Below are 14,373 nucleotides of genomic sequence, written 5' to 3' on the forward strand. Positions count from 1 at the left end.
AGGCAAAAAGAGAATGAATAAGAGGCTGTTTTCTGTGGTCATCCTCTCTGTGGTAATTGTAAGCCTTATCGCCGCTTATGCTTACGTTTGGTCGGGCGGCAAGGAAAGGGGTAAGGACGTCACAACGCCCGGCGCAACCGGTAACAAGGAGAGTGATGTTCCTGTAGGCACGGAAGTGGGCCAGCGGGCCCCCGGTTTCACCCTGACCACCACCGGCGGGAAGGAGGTTTCCCTTTCCAACTTCAGGGGCCGGCCGGTAGTGCTCAATTTCTGGGCTACCTGGTGCCCTCCCTGCCGGGAGGAGATGCCGGCTATCCAGAGTTTCTATGAAAAAAGGGGCCGGGAAATTCAGGTGCTGGCGGTTAACCTCACGGCCAGCGAGAGAACTGCCGCCCAGGTCAAGGACTTTTTGGATGCTGGCGGCTTCACCTTTCCGGTTTTGCTGGATACCCGCGGCGATGTGGCCCGGGAATACCTGGTGCGGGCCATTCCCACCACTTTCTTTATTGATCGGGAAGGCATCATCCGGGCCAGACATACCGGCTCCCTGACCCTGGAGATGCTAGAGGAAATTGTAAAAGGAAAGTTTTAAAAGGTTTCATCAAATTTCTGTTGACAATCCACCCGAATACCTGCTATGCTAGTTTCCGGAAGGGGAGTAGCAAGCTAACCCGGTGGCGTCAGTACGGCTTATATGCCCGCTGCCGGGGCGGTTTTGAAGCCGTTTGCGAGACCTTCACCGTAAAGGTGGAGGTTTTCTTTTTTTCCTGCCGGCCGGAAAACTCTCATATCGTCCATTTATGAAAACAGGAGGTGCTGCAGTTTCAGTGGACTGGTTGAATGCCCAGAACCTGTTCTCAGTATTAACCATTGTTATTGCTGATCTGTTGCTTGCCGGTGATAATGCCCTGGTTATAGGCCTGGCCTGCCGGGGGTTGCCGCCGGCTCAGAAAAGGGTGGCGTTCTTCTGGGGTATTGCCGGTGCGGTTATCCTGCGCATTATCCTGACTTCTATTGCCACCGTACTGTTAATGGTTCCTTTCCTGCAGGCCGCCGGGGGGCTCTTATTAACCTGGATAGCCCTGAAATTGTTGCTGCCCCAGCAGGAAGCCGGGGAAGTGGATGCTGCCGTGAGCTATACCGGCGCCATTAAAACCATTATTCTGGCTGATTTACTGATGAGCCTGGACAATGTGCTGGCCGTGGCTGCTGCAGCTCACGGGAGTATTGCGCTGGTTGCCTTTGGGCTTGCCTTGAGCATACCTGTGGTTATTATGGGCAGCCAGCTGGTTTCTCTGGTGGTGGAGAGGTTCCCTATTTTAGTTTATGCTGGTTCCGGTGTTCTGGCCTGGACGGCCGGTAAAATGCTGGTGGAAGACAGGATAATGCACCGGCTGTTTGAGCACGTTGAGCATATTCCGGTAGAGATAATTGTACCTGCTGCCATAACCCTCCTGGTGCTGGTTGCCGGCCGGTTTTTAAAGCGGCGCCTTCAGAAAAAATTGCAGGCCCGTGAGGAAATACTGAGCGGGTAAAAAACCGGGGAGTTGAACCGCTCCCCGGTTTTACCTTTCGGCAAGGATGCCGGCCAGAAACTCGATGGTATGCACTGCTTTCTGGGGCATCTGCTCCTGGGTCAACCCGTCGTTCAGGTGCATACGGCAGGCCGGACAACCGGTAATCACCATTTGCGCGCCGCTGCTTTTGATATCCCTCAACTTGTGGGCGAGAACCCGGTAGGACAAATCGTAATGGGTCAGGCTGAATGAGCCGGCGTTGCCGCAGCACCTGCCCGGTTCCTTCAGGGGCTGGTAAATGACCCCGGCAATGCTCCGGATGATGGAAAGGGGTTCCTGCACCACGCCCAGGCCGCGGCCCAGGTGACAGGGCTGGTGGTAGGTGATGGACAGTTCCGGTGCTCTGAACAGGTTCGGGTTAAAGGGCAGCCTGTACAGGAACCGGGTTATATCCATGATTCTATCGGCCACTTCCCGTGCTTTTTTACCATAACCCGGTGTTGTATCCAGCAACTCGGGGTACAGGTGTTTGAAGGCTTCTCCGCAAGTCCCGCAAACGGTGATGATGGCGTCGGCCCGTGCCCGTATGCTGCCGAACAGGTCCACGTGTGATTTGGCCATTTCCCTGGCCATGTCCGCGGCACCGTTATACAGGAGGGGTGCGCCGCAGCAGTGCTGCATCCGGGGTATAATTACGTTAACCCCGTGGGCTTTCAGGACGCGCAGGGTGGCCTGTCCTATTTCGGGGTAGAGGTAATTGGTCATACAGCCGGTAAAGAAGGCTACTGTGGCCGCGGGCCGTTCGACTTTATGCGTTTCCGCTACCCGGTCCCGGAAAGGGACAGATGCCAGGGGAGGGACGATACGGCGCAGTTCCAGGCCAAGGGGAAAGCGGGGTTGCATCTTTTCCTGCTCAAGGCGTTTAAAAAACACTCCCTGCAGGCGGGCAGCGGTTTTTATACCCAGATCGAACAGGTGGGGGCGGCTGAGCCCGGTAAATGCGGTTTTCTTTATGAAGGGCAGCCCTTTTTCCCGGACCATTGCCGTACGGGCAGCCAGGATAATCCGGTCCACCTTTACGCCGGAGGGGCATGTGGCCACACAGGCCAGGCAGGTCAGGCAGAGATCAAAACGCCGGGCCAGGGTTTCCGCTGGTTTCAGCCGGCCATCCAGGACAGCGGCCGCCAGGCGGATCTTTCCCCGGGCTACGGCCGGTTCCTGCCGGGATTCCTTGTACAGGGGACATACTGCCTGGCAGTTACCACACTTCATACATTTAAGTATTTCTTCTTCTACTGCGGCCAGCCCGTTAAAAATGCTCATGCCCGGTCCTCCTCGAGATCCACTATTTTACCCGGATTTAAGAGATTGTCCGGATCCAGGGCCTGTTTAATCTTTTTGAGTACCTGCATCCCGGCCTTGCCTGCTTCCCAGGGAAGGAATTTTTTCTTGGCTATACCAATTCCGTGTTCACCGGAAAGGGTTCCTCCCAGGTTTAAAGCCGTACGGAAAATTTCCTCCACAGCCCCGCGCACCCTTTTCATTTCCTCTTCGTCCCGGGCATCGGCAAGGATGGTGGGGTGCAGGTTACCGTCACCGGCATGCCCAAAGGTGCCGATAACCAGGTTATAACGCCTCCCAATATCTTCCAGGGCCAGGAGCATGTCCGTAATTTTGCTCCTCGGAACGGTGGCATCCTCCAGGATGGTGGTCGGCTTGCGGCGGGCCAGGGCGGGCAGGGCGGCCCGGCGGGCACTCCATAGCTTTTCCCGTTCCTCATCGTTTTCCGCTGTTTTAATCCAACCACCGTTTTGGACGACGACGCGCTTTACAGCTTCCGCCTCCGATTTGACCACTTCGGGAATCCCGTCCACTTCAATAAGCAGGACGGCTGCTGCATCGGTGGGCAAACCGACGCGGGCATAATTTTCCACGGTTTCTACCGTTACCCGGTCCATGATTTCCAGGGTGGCCGGGATTACTTTCGCGCCGATGATACCGGCAACGGCATTGCCGGCTCCGGCCAGGTCATTGAAACCGGCCAGCATAGTTTCCCGGGCCTGGGGTGCCGGAATCAAACGAACAATAATTTCCGTAATAATGCCCAGGGTTCCCTCCGAGCCGGTAAATAAGCGGACCAGGTCATAGCCGGTAACATTTTTTACCGTTTTGCCGCCGTAACGGACAACCTCGCCGCTGGCCAGAACCACCTCCAAACCCATTACGTAATGCCTGGTAACTCCATATTTCAGGCCCCTCAGCCCTCCGGAACACTCGGCCACGCTTCCCCCCATGGTGGCGGTGGCCACTGTGCCCGGGTCGGGTGGATAGATCAAGCCATATTGAACCGCGGCGTTGTTTAAATCCTGGATGATTACACCTGGCTGTACGGTAGCCGTCAGGTTGGAAGGATCTATTTCCAGAATGCGGTTCATTTTTAAGGTGCTGAGCACAATTCCCCCTTTGACAGGTACCGTACCGCCACTTAAATTTGTTCCCGAACCGCGGGGGTATACGGGCAGGTGAAACTGGCGGGCTATTTTGACCACCTTGACTACCTGATCCACGTTTTCCGGTGTAACCACCACGTCCGGTCTTTGTTCCGGCAGATCGGCCGTGGCGTCATAGGAATAGCAGAATAGATCTTCAACTGCGGTGATCACATTTTCGTCACCCAGTTCTCGACGTAAAGCCTCGATGGCCTGCGCGATGGACATTGGTGTTCCTCCCCGGGATAAAAAGTCTGATGGTATGACCACCATACGTTAAAATATTCGTTTTCTTATAATTTAATCCTTCTTTTTCCCGTTAAAATTTTGGGGATGAGCTTTCTGACCCGCCGGGCCGTACTGTAGCAAAAAAATTTAAAAAACCTGCATGGGCAATAAAAAAAACCGGCTGTTCTGCCGGTAGCCTTACTCCATGTTGGCCACTTTTCTGTACCTTCTAAGGAAGCGCATCTGTTCGAACAACATGATGTCTTCCCTGCTCACGTTTTTACCCTTTCTGGCCATGAGTACGTTGGCGGGGTGTTCCAGGATGTCGGGGTCATCGGTGGTAACCTTTTCCAGGCCAACTTTACCAAATAACCTGGTGAGCATCTTCTGGTAAGCCCAGATATCCAGGCCCGTGTTCCTGGTATCCCAGTGCCAGCAATATTCTGTAGTGATTACAATAAAGTTCTCCACCGCCGGATGAGAATAGGCCAGCTTCAAGAGATTTTCCGCTACCCTGCAGCCGCGCCATTCCGGGCTGACCTCAATGCCTCCCATTTCCAGCACCCGTGGGTGTTTGGACCAGCGGCTGAAATCATCAGGATGGTGGAAGGTAACATAGCCGATAATTTCGTTTTCATGGCGGGCTATGAAGATCATGCCGTCAGGTAGATTGGTTATTATCTTCAGGGCTTCTTTCTGGCGGTCCGGCGGGCGGAAATTGGTAAGACCCTTATTCATGGAAAGGCTGTCGAGGTAGCTGTCAGTTACCGGGCCTTCAAAGATAACCAGGCCTTTAGGGGTTTCCAGTTCCACAGGGCTTAACTGTACCAGACTGACCATCGGCCCCACCTCCCGGGATGCCATTCAAGGCTGAAAAACAACCGTTTATTCCTTGATTATGACCGTTCAGTTGTTCCTTGCTTTCATTATAGGTAAAACTGTTAATATATTCAATCCCGGCAGGCGAAATAGTTATATTAAAAATATTCACATTTTATTGCCGTAAGATCTGCATATTTATTTCATTTTATGGTCTTGAAATAAAAAAACTAAAACTCTACTACTTAATTGGGAGTATACTGCAGGTACCAGGGAATAAACTTGTTTGATAAACGTATCTATATAAGTAGTATAAACGAAATTTTAAAGTTAACATTTGACTACCGTGGATACTATAGATTATAATACCTTCAAAAAAAGAAAAAGGAGATGTGATATATGCCCTTTGAAGTTTATAAGCCACGTGGTGAGAGGGCTGAAAAAGCACCTATGGTTTCATTTTCTAAAAGTTCTATAGTACTAAATAATGTGGCCAGGGAAAAATTAGGTGCACAACATGTGGAACTGGCTTACGATCGCGAAGCACGTGTAATCAGAATACGGGCGATGGAAGAAGGGGGTATGCAGATTAAAAAGACGAAGGTATTCGGCAAGGGCTTTTTTAAACACTTTAATATTAGTCCCCGTGGAAAGTATGAGGCCCGGTTTGATGAGAACGAAAGGGCACTGTATGTCCACCTGGATGCTGTGGGAGAGAACAACTAACCCGCAACGGTTATGCGGGTTATTTGTTTATTTAAATTTGTTTATTTAAATTTAAAACAAGAACTTTTTACCAGGAATTTTATAACGGTTGTCGAAGTTGTTTTATCAAAAATTTTAAAGGGGGATCGGCATGGAAATCTTTCAAAAGATAGGAGAAACGGCTAAAGGACTCAGCGATAAGGCCAGGGAGGTAACCAGGCGGTCAGGCGAATTTATTGAGGCTACCCGGTTGAAATTTGAACTGTCGCGGCTGGAAAAGGAGCTGGAGAATAATTTTTTAAGCCTTGGGGAACTGGTTTACCGCCGTTTTAAAGGTGAAGCCAACCTTGATGAAGATATTGAACATCTTTGTGAGAGCACCCGGAAAATTGAAACCGATATGCTAACCATCCAGGAGCAAATCGACCGCCTGCAACCCAGGCCCCTGGTTTGTCCCCAGTGCAAGATTGAGCTTCCGGCAGGCGGTAAGTTCTGCAGCTATTGCGGCAGGCAGGTGGCAGCGGAATAAACAGGGCCGTGCGGAATATTGGTGTTAACGTGACTTGCTTCAATAACGAAAAAGGGTGGTTATTAAAAAAGAATTTATCTAAATTATCTAACTACTGGGGGTGAGCTTTTGTTTCTATGACTTACGAGGAAAAAATCCGCACCCTGGCGGAGCTCTTACGCCGCAATAACCGCAATTTTGCCCTGACGGGAGCGGGGGTAAGTACAGAAAGCGGGATTCCCGATTTTCGCAGTCCGGGAACGGGGTTATGGACGAAGTATGATCCTATAAAAACCGCCAGTTTAAGTGCTTTAAAACGGGATCCGGCCGCTTTTTATAAAATTAATCTCTCCCGGTGGTCGGCTTTTAGCGGTGTGGAACCCAACGACGCCCACCGGGCAATAGCCCGCCTGGAGGAACTGGGGTACCTGGTGGGGGTGATAACCCAGAATATTGATGGTTTGCATCAGCGGGCTGGCTCAAAACGGGTTTGGGAGATTCACGGCCACCTGCGCACCTGTCACTGCATGAATTGTGAGCGAAGTTACCCCTTTTCTTACCTGGTGGAGCAGTTTGAAAGGGGGCAAAATCCGCCTGTTTGCGATTCCTGCAGAGGGGTTTTGCGGCCTGACGTGGTCCTCTTTGAGGACAGAATGAGCGAAGACTTTTTTAAAGCCATCAAGGCTCTCTCCGGCTGCCAGTTATTACTGGTTGTGGGAAGCAGCCTGCAGGTTTACCCGGCGGCGGGGCTACCGCAGTTTGCCCGCCGGGTGGTAATTATCAACCGGGAGCCTACCCCACTGGACGAACAGGCCGAGCTGGTGATCCATGATAGTGCCGGGCGGGTATTCCGGGATTTAATGGCGGAACTGGGAGAACCCCTCACAGGCTAACTCTCCAGTACCAGTTCCACCAGGAGTGGTAGATGGTCGGAGGCTGTGGTGGGAAGAGTCATGGCATGGACAACCTGCCAGTGGCAGGAGGCAAAAATGCGATCCAGCGCGAACCGGGGACGGTAGGAGGGAAAAGTGGGCAGGGTGGGTACCGGGGTTACGGGTAGTTCGGGAATGGCGAGCTTTTCCGTATTCATATCGCCTGCCAGAACCACCGGTCCGTTCAGTAAGCGTAATATTTTCCTTATTTCTTTTATTTGTATTTCCCTTTCCCGGTAGTCCAGCCCCAGGTGGGTATTGAGCAGGAGGAAGCCTTCTTCCCTGAGGCTGATTCTGGTAACCTGCAGCCCGCGGGGTTCAGTGCCTGCCGGCAGAGGGTGATACTGGTGCCTGGAAATGGGGTAACGGCTTAAAACGGCCATACCGTACTGGCAGATGCCCAGCCAGTTGATGGTAGGGGCAAATGCAAAGTACATGCTCAGGTACCTGGCCAGTACCCTGGCCTGGTGGCGGAGGTGGCTGCGGGGCAGGTGGCGGTCCACTTCCTGGAGGGCAACGGCATCGGGATTATACTGCTGCAGGACTGAGGCCAGGCGCTGGAGTTTAACTTTACCGTCTATTCCCTGCCCGTGATGTATATTGCAGGTTAACAACCGTACAGGGCACCCCATCGATATTCCTCCGGTGGTGTAAGCCCCGGCCGTATGCCGGGGTCTTTTTTGTGGTATTATTAATAATATTATTTTGCTCTGAAGAGAGGGAGTGGGATGAGCATCAAAATTCTGGCCATTGAAACTTCTTGCGATGAAACATCCGCCGCCGTGGTGGTGGATGGCCTGGAAGTCCTTTCTAATATCATTTCCTCCCAGGTGGATTTGCACAGGAAGTTTGGGGGTGTTGTCCCTGAAGTGGCCTCCCGCAAGCACCTGGAGCTGATCAACCATGTTATTCAGGAGGCGCTGGCGCAGGCGGGGTTGAAATTCGATGATCTGGATGGGGTGGCGGTAACCCAGGGCCCCGGTCTGGTTGGAGCTCTTCTGGTGGGGGTGGCTGCGGCCAAAGCCATAGCCTTTGCCCTGGAAATTCCTCTGATTGCCGTAAATCATCTTGAAGGGCATATTTATGCCAATTTTCTGGTCCGGCCCGATTTACCCTTTCCCCTCATCTGCCTGGTGGTAAGTGGAGGCCATACAGATCTGGTTTTGATTCGACATCATGGTGATTATCAACTGCTGGGCAGCACCCGGGATGATGCCGCCGGGGAAGCCTTTGATAAAGTGGCCAGGGTGCTGGAACTGGGTTACCCCGGCGGGCCGGCCATTGAACGCCTGGCCAGGGAGGGTAATGAGGAGGCTATTGATTTCCCGAGGGCGCACCTGGAGGGGTTTGATTTTTCTTTCAGCGGTTTAAAAACGGCGGTGCTGCAGTACCTCAACCGCCTCCGTCAAAAGGGGGAGAAAGTGAACCTGGCCGATGTAGCCGCGAGTTTTCAGAAAGCAGTAGTGGACGTGCTGGTGGATAAAACCCTGCAGGCTGCCCGCACTTACGACTGTCCTGCCATCATCCTGGCCGGGGGTGTGGCTGCCAACGGCCGTTTGAGGTCTGCCCTGGTTTCCCGGGCCCGCCGGGAGGGCCTGGAGGTATTTTATCCCCCGCCTGTACTTTGTACTGATAATGCGGCTATGATCGGGTGCGCAGCCTATTACAAGTTCCTGCGGGGAGACCTGGCTCCCCTTACCCTCAATGCCGTGCCCGGTCTTCCACTGGTAGCGCCTTAAAAAACTTTGTCGAAGGAATCTTACCGGAATTTTTTCATTCCTGCCTGTGGATTGTTCGAGGTTATCCACAAAAAATTAAGTATTCGCCAAACGCTATGGCCGGCGCAAAAAATGAAGCTGAAAAGCGCGAAGCCTTGAAAATCAAGGCATGAAGCCATACTGTGCAGGCCTGTTCCAGCAATTTTTCAGCCGGTTGAAACATTATCCTGTGGATTACGGCCTGTGGATAATGTGAATAAGTTTGTTTATAACCGGCCAGTCAAAGGGTCTCCCTGTGGGTGAAATTGTGGGTCGATCAGTGTCTCAAATTTCCGAAACAGATTTATTTTTGTCTGGAAATCCTGTCATTTATTTTTAAAAGGATAATATGGGGTTATATCCAGGAGCAAAAAATTTTCCCCCGGCAGGATGCAGCGGGCCGGTTGTTGAATTATCATTGTTGGTGGGTTTAAGGAATCTTTTTATTCTAGAAAATCAGTTTGTAAAAAAGAAAATCAGTTTCTTAAAAAAGGAGCAGTGAGCCTGTGTACTGGGATCGTGAGTATGAAACCATGTCCCGTGAACAGCTCCGGATTTTGCAGCTGGAGCGCTTGAAGCTGACCATTGAACGTGTTTACCGTAACGTTCCTTTTTACCGCCAGAGATTTATAGAAGCGGGGATAAAACCTTCTTCCATCCGTACCCTGGAAGACCTGAGGAGATTGCCCTTCACCACCAAGCAGGACTTAAGGGATAATTATCCCTTCGGTCTGTTTGCCGTGCCCATGAGCGATGTGGTCCGCGTGCACGCTTCTTCTGGTACCACGGGCAAGCCTACCGTGGTGGGGTATACCCAGAACGATATCAATACCTGGGCGGAGCTGATTGCCCGCTCCCTCACCTGTGCCGGGGCTACCAGATTTGATGTTGTGCAGAACGCTTACGGCTACGGTTTATTTACCGGGGGATTGGGCCTGCATTTTGGTGTTGAGCGTCTGGGAGCAACGGTGGTCCCCGTTTCCGGCGGCAATACCCGGCGGCAGCTGATGCTCATGCAGGATTTTGGCACTACCATTCTTACCTGCACACCGTCCTACGCCCTGTACATGGCCGAGGAAGGGCAAAAAATGGGGCTTGATTTTAAAAAGCTTCCCTTGAAGGCCGGAATTTTCGGGGCCGAGCCCTGGTCGGAGCGTATGCGCCAGCAACTGGAGGAAAAACTGGATCTCATGGCCCTGGATATCTACGGCCTGTCGGAAATAATGGGGCCGGGTGTGGCCATGGAATGCGCTGCAAAACAGGGCATGCATATCTGGGAAGATCATTTCATACCAGAAATTATAGATCCGGCAACAGGTGAAGTGCTGCCTCCCGGGGAACAGGGGGAACTGGTTATTACCACCATTACCAAGGAAGCCTTCCCCCTCATCCGGTACCGCACCCGGGATATTACGCGCATCGATCCGGAGCCCTGTTCCTGCGGCCGCACCCATGTACGGATAAAGCGGATCACCGGTCGGAGTGACGACATGCTCATCATTCGCGGTGTCAATGTATTCCCCTCCCAGGTGGAAAGCGTGCTCCTGGAATTCGGCGAAACCGAACCCCATTACCTGCTGGTGGTGGACCGCAAGGAGAACCTGGACAGCCTGGAGATCTGGGTGGAAGTGGCGGAACATATGTTCAGCGACACGGTGCGTAAACTGGAAGACCTGGAATACCGGCTGCGGGAGCGGATTGAAAGCGTACTGGGTATTTCCGCCAGGGTCAAGCTCGTGGAGCCCAATACCATCCCGAGAAGTGAGGGGAAAGCGAAACGGGTAGTTGACCGGCGGCAGATCTGAGAGAGGAGGATACCCGTGAAGGTTAAGCAGATCTCCATTTTTTTGGAAAATAAGTCGGGCCGCCTGGCCCAGGTGACCAGGGTACTTGGCGATAACGGTATCAATATCCGCGCTCTGGCCATTGCCGATACTACGGATTTTGGTATTTTACGCCTCATCGTTAACGATCCGGACCGGGCCTACCGGGTGCTCAGGGAAGCAGGTTTTACCGTCAGCGCCACCGATGTCATTGCTGTAGAGGTGCTGGATGAGCCAGGGGGGCTGGCCGGGGTGCTGGCCGTACTTCAAGAGGCAAACCTGAACATTGAGTACCTGTATGCCTTTTTACAGAAGGCTTCAAAGGCCGCTCTGGTGGTCTTCCGGGTGGAACAGCTGGACCAGGCCATTGCCGCCCTGCAGGCCAAGGGCATCCGCATCCTGAGCGGAGAGGAAGTATATGCCTTATAATTTTAAAGCCCGCTCCCTCTTCTACCGTCACTGTACCGTTCGACGGTCCGGGCAGCGGGGTCAGGGCCAGCCTTTGTGCCGGATGCGAAACGATGATGGACGGCCGCAGTCTTGGTATATTTGCATTAGTGGATTCTAGATAACGATTAGAAATGAAAGCCTGCTCCCACTGCGGTAGCAGGCTTATTTTTATTGCGGGTACGGGCTGGGGCATCTGCCCCCGGGGTTGGCATGCCGGTACATTATATCATCCGGTATACCCCACCCAACCACACGTCCCTTTTCCATGCGCATCACCCGGTCTCCTAAAAAGGCTGCCTCTTCAAGGTCGTGTGTGACTAAAATAAAAGGAATGCCCCAGTGTCGTTGCAAGGACTTCAGTTCTTTCCGTATTTTGTACCGTGTTTCGTAATCCAGGGCAGAAAGGGGTTCGTCTAATAGCAAAAGTTCCGGGTCTGCAAGTAGCGCCCGGGCCAGAGCTGTGCGTTGCCGCTCTCCACCGGATATCTGCCCCGGGTAACGATGGGCCAGGTGAGCTATCTGCAGCATTTCCAGCACTTCCTGGAGCTTAAGGCTTTTTCTCCGGTTCCCTTTCATGCCGTAGGCGGCATTTTGCTCCACGGTCATATGGGGAAAGAGCGCATAATCCTGGAATACATAGCCCACATTCCTGTGTCGGGGAGGCAAGTTGACCCGTGCAGTGCTTGAAAAGAGCACCCGCCCGTTTAAAACGATCTCACCTTGGTGGGGTTTTTGCAAGCCGGAGAGGCACTGCAACAGGGTGGTTTTTCCGGCTCCGGAAGGACCTACCACCACCAGCACTTCGTTTTGCACTGATAGCTCAATTTGCATGGGGAAGGCCGGTAATTTCTTAAAAATGTTTACGCTCAACAGGCTTTTAACTGGTGCTGATACGTTTTTATTCCGGGCAAAAATGTTCATGGGGTCGATCCCTGCCCTCTTTTCCTTGGTTGATTTGAGCATGTTAAGCATCCTGGTCTGGCTGTGCTGTTAAACATCTCATCGTCCAGTGTCCACCTCTTCAGCCGGTGCTTGCTCCAGCGGTTTACCCAGAAGATCACTATAAAGCTCAACAGGGTCATCAGGACCACCAGCACCAGGGCGGTCCGGTTATCCCCGGATTCGGTGGCGGCGTAAATGGCCAGGGGTGCTGTCTGGGTGCGGCCGGGAATGTTGCCGGCCACCATCAGGGTGGCGCCGAATTCTCCCAGGGCCCGGGCAAAAGCCATGACAATGCCGGCTACCAAACCGGGCCAGGCGAGGGGCAGGCTGATCGTTTGGAAAACCCGCCATTCGCTGGCCCCCAGGGTGCGGGCTGCGTTCTCGATGTTTCTGTCTATTGCCTGAAAGGAGGCCCGCACCGCCTGATAGAGCAGGGGAAAGGCCACAACTGTGGAGGCGACGACCGCCCCCCACCAGTTGAAGATTACTGAAACGCCCCACAGATTTTCCAGCAACCGGCCCAGTGGACCGTGCTTCCCAAACAGGAACAGAAGGCCAAAGCCTACCACCGTGGGTGGCAGCACCAGGGGCAGGGTAAGGAGTGCCTCCACCGCATCTTTCCCCGGGAAGTCCCGTCCGGCCATGAGCCGGGCTACCGGCACGCCGGCGAGAAAAACGAACAGTACAGCCAGCCCGGCCACGCGCAGGGATAACAGTAACGGAACTGCTACCTCTGGAGCAAACAAAAGTACCACCCCATCTGCGTTCTGTAAAACACCCGTCTAAATGGCCTGGATTTTATTTTTCCATTGGCTTTGATTATGCCAATTTCCTTAGTTTTCGTGTTTCATCAGTCAACGCAATACATAATCACATAATTATAATTCAATCATTTTTACACTTAAATCCACCGGTTTTCCAAAGTAAACGGAGGTGGTTACAAGGGCATCCACCCCGGTTTTAGCATAATCCGCCACATTATCGAGATTAATCCCTCCTGCTGCTAGCAAAATAACTGCGGGGTTAATTCCCCTAATTTTGGGTACATAGCTTTTTAATTCTGGTGGCGAGACTTTATCGAACTGGATTCCGTCAACACCCCCTTTACAGAGTGCGAGAGCATCCTCCAGGTTCTCGACTTCGACGATTACCTTCTTTTCACAAGCCCTGGTGCGTATTTCATCCAGGATTTCCAACAGGCCGGATAGTCCCCCCAGGAAACTCAGGTGTTGCTTAAAAATCAGGATTGTTTCTGACAAGCCAAGTCGATGAGGAAAACCTCCTCCAACCACCACTGCTTTTGTGGCCAATTCTTTGGTGCCTGGGAAAATCTTCCTGGTAGTGACGATAGAAATTCTGGGATTGATTTTTGTGGCAATGTCTACCATCCGGCGGGTTCTGGTAGCTATCCCCGAGCAATACTCCAGAATATTCAAGGACACTTTCCAGGCTGCATGCAATTCTTCCGCTTTTCCTTCAACCTCCAGAAATGTTTCATTTGGTTTTACCACAGAGCCAGAGGGAAAGTAACTGAGTACCCGGCTGCCCAGTTTATCGCATAGCCTTATAACTTCTTCTGTCCCGCATAATACGGCTTCCTCTCTGCTGTAGAAGCTCATTTTCCCTTTTCGGTTTCCGATTCCGAGCACCAATGTGGTTAAATCCAGATAGGGAACATTTTCTTTGATATACTCCTCTATCCTTTCGTCTGGGATGTAAAACATTTTCTTCTCCTTCCCTGGGAATGTTGAACTTATGAAGTTCCGGTATCAGGGGTTCCGGTGTCGCCAGCCAAAAGGGATTATTCTTTTCCTCCAGCAGTACCTGCCGGTCGTCCGGGCTTCAAGCCAAACTCCGCAAATACCTTCATGTAGATTTTCAAATTGATTCGGGAAAAATCTTCAAATTAAATTGGGGCAACCAACTGGTGGAACAAAGGAAATTCTCATTTTAAACCGGTAATCATAAAAATAATTTTTAAATTCCGCTGGCATTTCCATCGAAAACCCAAAAAAGAAAAACCGGCTACCCGAAAGAGGCAGCCGGTGGTAATACCGCTCAAAACCGGTTAAACGGATATTTTTTCTTAAGGGCCAGAATTTCCGCCCGTGCTTCCAGCAACTTTTCTCTGAACACGGCAGCAAACCAGGCCGGCCGGTTTCTGGTCGGCGGATACGTTCTGGCTTTATCGGCCACCTTGCAG

15 protein-coding genes are annotated in these 14,373 nt (G+C 52.2%); 8 read left to right on the top strand and 7 right to left on the bottom strand.

Going from position 1 to position 14,373, the window contains the following annotated elements:
- The first annotated feature begins 13 nt into the window (after positions 1 to 13).
- Together BUB44_RS07405 and BUB44_RS07410 are read left to right on the top strand one after the other, a co-directional pair.
- Positions 14 to 592: a TlpA family protein disulfide reductase gene (locus BUB44_RS07405; protein ID WP_073164693.1), complete on the top strand. Its 579-nt coding sequence runs from the start codon at positions 14 to 16 to the stop codon at positions 590 to 592.
- A gap of 235 nt (positions 593 to 827) precedes the next feature.
- Positions 828 to 1,535, top strand: coding sequence for a TerC family protein (locus BUB44_RS07410; RefSeq protein ID WP_083543147.1), 708 nt, complete (start codon positions 828 to 830; stop codon positions 1,533 to 1,535).
- A gap of 30 nt (positions 1,536 to 1,565) precedes the next feature.
- On the opposite strand, the gene BUB44_RS07415 is transcribed toward BUB44_RS07410, so the two are convergent.
- The 3 genes from BUB44_RS07415 to BUB44_RS07425 all read right to left on the bottom strand — a co-directional run bounded on the left by BUB44_RS07415 (position 1,566) and on the right by BUB44_RS07425 (position 5,074).
- Positions 1,566 to 2,840 carry a (Fe-S)-binding protein gene (locus tag BUB44_RS07415; RefSeq protein ID WP_073164696.1) on the bottom strand — a complete coding sequence of 425 codons (1,275 nt, stop codon included), beginning with the start codon at positions 2,838 to 2,840 and terminating at the stop codon, positions 1,566 to 1,568.
- Positions 2,837 to 4,234: an FAD-binding oxidoreductase gene (locus BUB44_RS07420; RefSeq protein WP_073164698.1), complete on the bottom strand. Its 1,398-nt coding sequence runs from the start codon at positions 4,232 to 4,234 to the stop codon at positions 2,837 to 2,839. The genes BUB44_RS07415 and BUB44_RS07420 overlap by 4 nt, the downstream gene beginning before the upstream one ends.
- A gap of 198 nt (positions 4,235 to 4,432) precedes the next feature.
- The gene (locus tag BUB44_RS07425; RefSeq protein ID WP_027356657.1) at positions 4,433 to 5,074 is read right to left on the bottom strand and encodes a GNAT family N-acetyltransferase; all 642 of its coding nucleotides are present in this window, start codon (positions 5,072 to 5,074) and stop codon (positions 4,433 to 4,435) included.
- A gap of 378 nt (positions 5,075 to 5,452) precedes the next feature.
- On the opposite strand from BUB44_RS07425, the gene BUB44_RS07430 reads away from it, so the two are divergent.
- From BUB44_RS07430 to BUB44_RS07440, 3 genes are all read left to right on the top strand, one after another.
- Positions 5,453 to 5,779: a hypothetical protein gene (locus BUB44_RS07430; RefSeq protein WP_027356656.1), complete on the top strand. Its 327-nt coding sequence runs from the start codon at positions 5,453 to 5,455 to the stop codon at positions 5,777 to 5,779.
- Positions 5,780 to 5,909: 130 nt separating this feature from the next.
- A complete protein-coding gene (locus BUB44_RS07435) occupies positions 5,910 to 6,287 on the top strand; it encodes a zinc ribbon domain-containing protein (protein WP_073164701.1) in 378 nt (125 codons plus the stop codon).
- A 116-nt stretch (positions 6,288 to 6,403) separates the two neighbouring features.
- Positions 6,404 to 7,159 (top strand): SIR2 family NAD-dependent protein deacylase, encoded by a 756-nt coding sequence (locus BUB44_RS07440; protein ID WP_027356654.1) that lies wholly within the window; start codon positions 6,404 to 6,406, stop codon positions 7,157 to 7,159.
- Here BUB44_RS07440 and BUB44_RS07445 read toward each other — a convergent pair.
- Positions 7,156 to 7,830: an endonuclease/exonuclease/phosphatase family protein gene (locus BUB44_RS07445; protein ID WP_073164704.1), complete on the bottom strand. Its 675-nt coding sequence runs from the start codon at positions 7,828 to 7,830 to the stop codon at positions 7,156 to 7,158. The two genes, BUB44_RS07440 and BUB44_RS07445, sit on opposite strands and share 4 nt — an antisense overlap.
- Positions 7,831 to 7,926: 96 nt before the next feature.
- Here BUB44_RS07445 and tsaD point away from each other — a divergent pair, with 96 nt between their 5' ends.
- The 3 genes from tsaD (at position 7,927) to BUB44_RS07460 (ending at position 11,207) form a co-directional block, all read left to right on the top strand.
- Entirely contained in the window at positions 7,927 to 8,937 is a 1,011-nt protein-coding gene (gene tsaD / locus BUB44_RS07450) for a tRNA (adenosine(37)-N6)-threonylcarbamoyltransferase complex transferase subunit TsaD (RefSeq protein ID WP_073164707.1), read from the top strand.
- Between the two features lie 524 nt (positions 8,938 to 9,461).
- Positions 9,462 to 10,760 carry a phenylacetate--CoA ligase family protein gene (locus tag BUB44_RS07455; RefSeq protein ID WP_114362113.1) on the top strand — a complete coding sequence of 433 codons (1,299 nt, stop codon included), beginning with the start codon at positions 9,462 to 9,464 and terminating at the stop codon, positions 10,758 to 10,760.
- A gap of 15 nt (positions 10,761 to 10,775) precedes the next feature.
- On the top strand, positions 10,776 to 11,207 hold the full coding sequence (locus BUB44_RS07460; RefSeq protein WP_073164710.1) for an ACT domain-containing protein: 432 nt from the start codon (positions 10,776 to 10,778) through the stop codon (positions 11,205 to 11,207).
- Positions 11,208 to 11,396: 189 nt separating this feature from the next.
- On the opposite strand, the gene BUB44_RS07465 is transcribed toward BUB44_RS07460, so the two are convergent.
- The 3 genes from BUB44_RS07465 to modD form a co-directional block, all read right to left on the bottom strand.
- On the bottom strand, positions 11,397 to 12,101 hold the full coding sequence (locus BUB44_RS07465; protein ID WP_083543150.1) for an ATP-binding cassette domain-containing protein: 705 nt from the start codon (positions 12,099 to 12,101) through the stop codon (positions 11,397 to 11,399).
- 44 nt (positions 12,102 to 12,145) lie between these two features.
- Positions 12,146 to 12,916 carry a molybdate ABC transporter permease subunit gene (gene modB, locus BUB44_RS07470; protein ID WP_083543148.1) on the bottom strand — a complete coding sequence of 257 codons (771 nt, stop codon included), beginning with the start codon at positions 12,914 to 12,916 and terminating at the stop codon, positions 12,146 to 12,148.
- A gap of 132 nt (positions 12,917 to 13,048) precedes the next feature.
- Positions 13,049 to 13,894, bottom strand: a complete 846-nt coding sequence (modD, locus tag BUB44_RS07475; RefSeq protein ID WP_073164712.1) for a ModD protein — start codon at positions 13,892 to 13,894, stop codon at positions 13,049 to 13,051.
- Between the last annotated feature and the right edge of the window lie 479 nt (positions 13,895 to 14,373).

Source organism: Desulfofundulus australicus DSM 11792 (genome assembly GCF_900129285.1).
In the GTDB taxonomy this organism is placed as follows: domain Bacteria; phylum Bacillota; class Desulfotomaculia; order Desulfotomaculales; family Desulfovirgulaceae; genus Desulfofundulus; species Desulfofundulus australicus.

Bases quoted from the DNA above. Each gene is read 5' to 3' on its own strand.
- BUB44_RS07425 (WP_027356657.1), bottom strand. From the start codon at position 5,074: ATGGTCAGTCTGGTACAGTTAAGCCCTGTGGAACTGGAAACCCCTAAA.
- BUB44_RS07445 (WP_073164704.1), bottom strand. From the start codon at position 7,830: ATGGGGTGCCCTGTACGGTTGTTAACCTGCAATATACATCACGGGCAG.
- modD (WP_073164712.1), bottom strand. From the start codon at position 13,894: ATGTTTTACATCCCAGACGAAAGGATAGAGGAGTATATCAAAGAAAAT.
- BUB44_RS07405 (WP_073164693.1), top strand. From the start codon at position 14: ATGAATAAGAGGCTGTTTTCTGTGGTCATCCTCTCTGTGGTAATTGTA.
- tsaD (WP_073164707.1), top strand. From the start codon at position 7,927: ATGAGCATCAAAATTCTGGCCATTGAAACTTCTTGCGATGAAACATCC.
- BUB44_RS07420 (WP_073164698.1), bottom strand. From the start codon at position 4,234: ATGTCCATCGCGCAGGCCATCGAGGCTTTACGTCGAGAACTGGGTGAC.
- BUB44_RS07430 (WP_027356656.1), top strand. From the start codon at position 5,453: ATGCCCTTTGAAGTTTATAAGCCACGTGGTGAGAGGGCTGAAAAAGCA.
- BUB44_RS07435 (WP_073164701.1), top strand. From the start codon at position 5,910: ATGGAAATCTTTCAAAAGATAGGAGAAACGGCTAAAGGACTCAGCGAT.
- BUB44_RS07415 (WP_073164696.1), bottom strand. From the start codon at position 2,840: ATGAGCATTTTTAACGGGCTGGCCGCAGTAGAAGAAGAAATACTTAAA.
- BUB44_RS07440 (WP_027356654.1), top strand. From the start codon at position 6,404: ATGACTTACGAGGAAAAAATCCGCACCCTGGCGGAGCTCTTACGCCGC.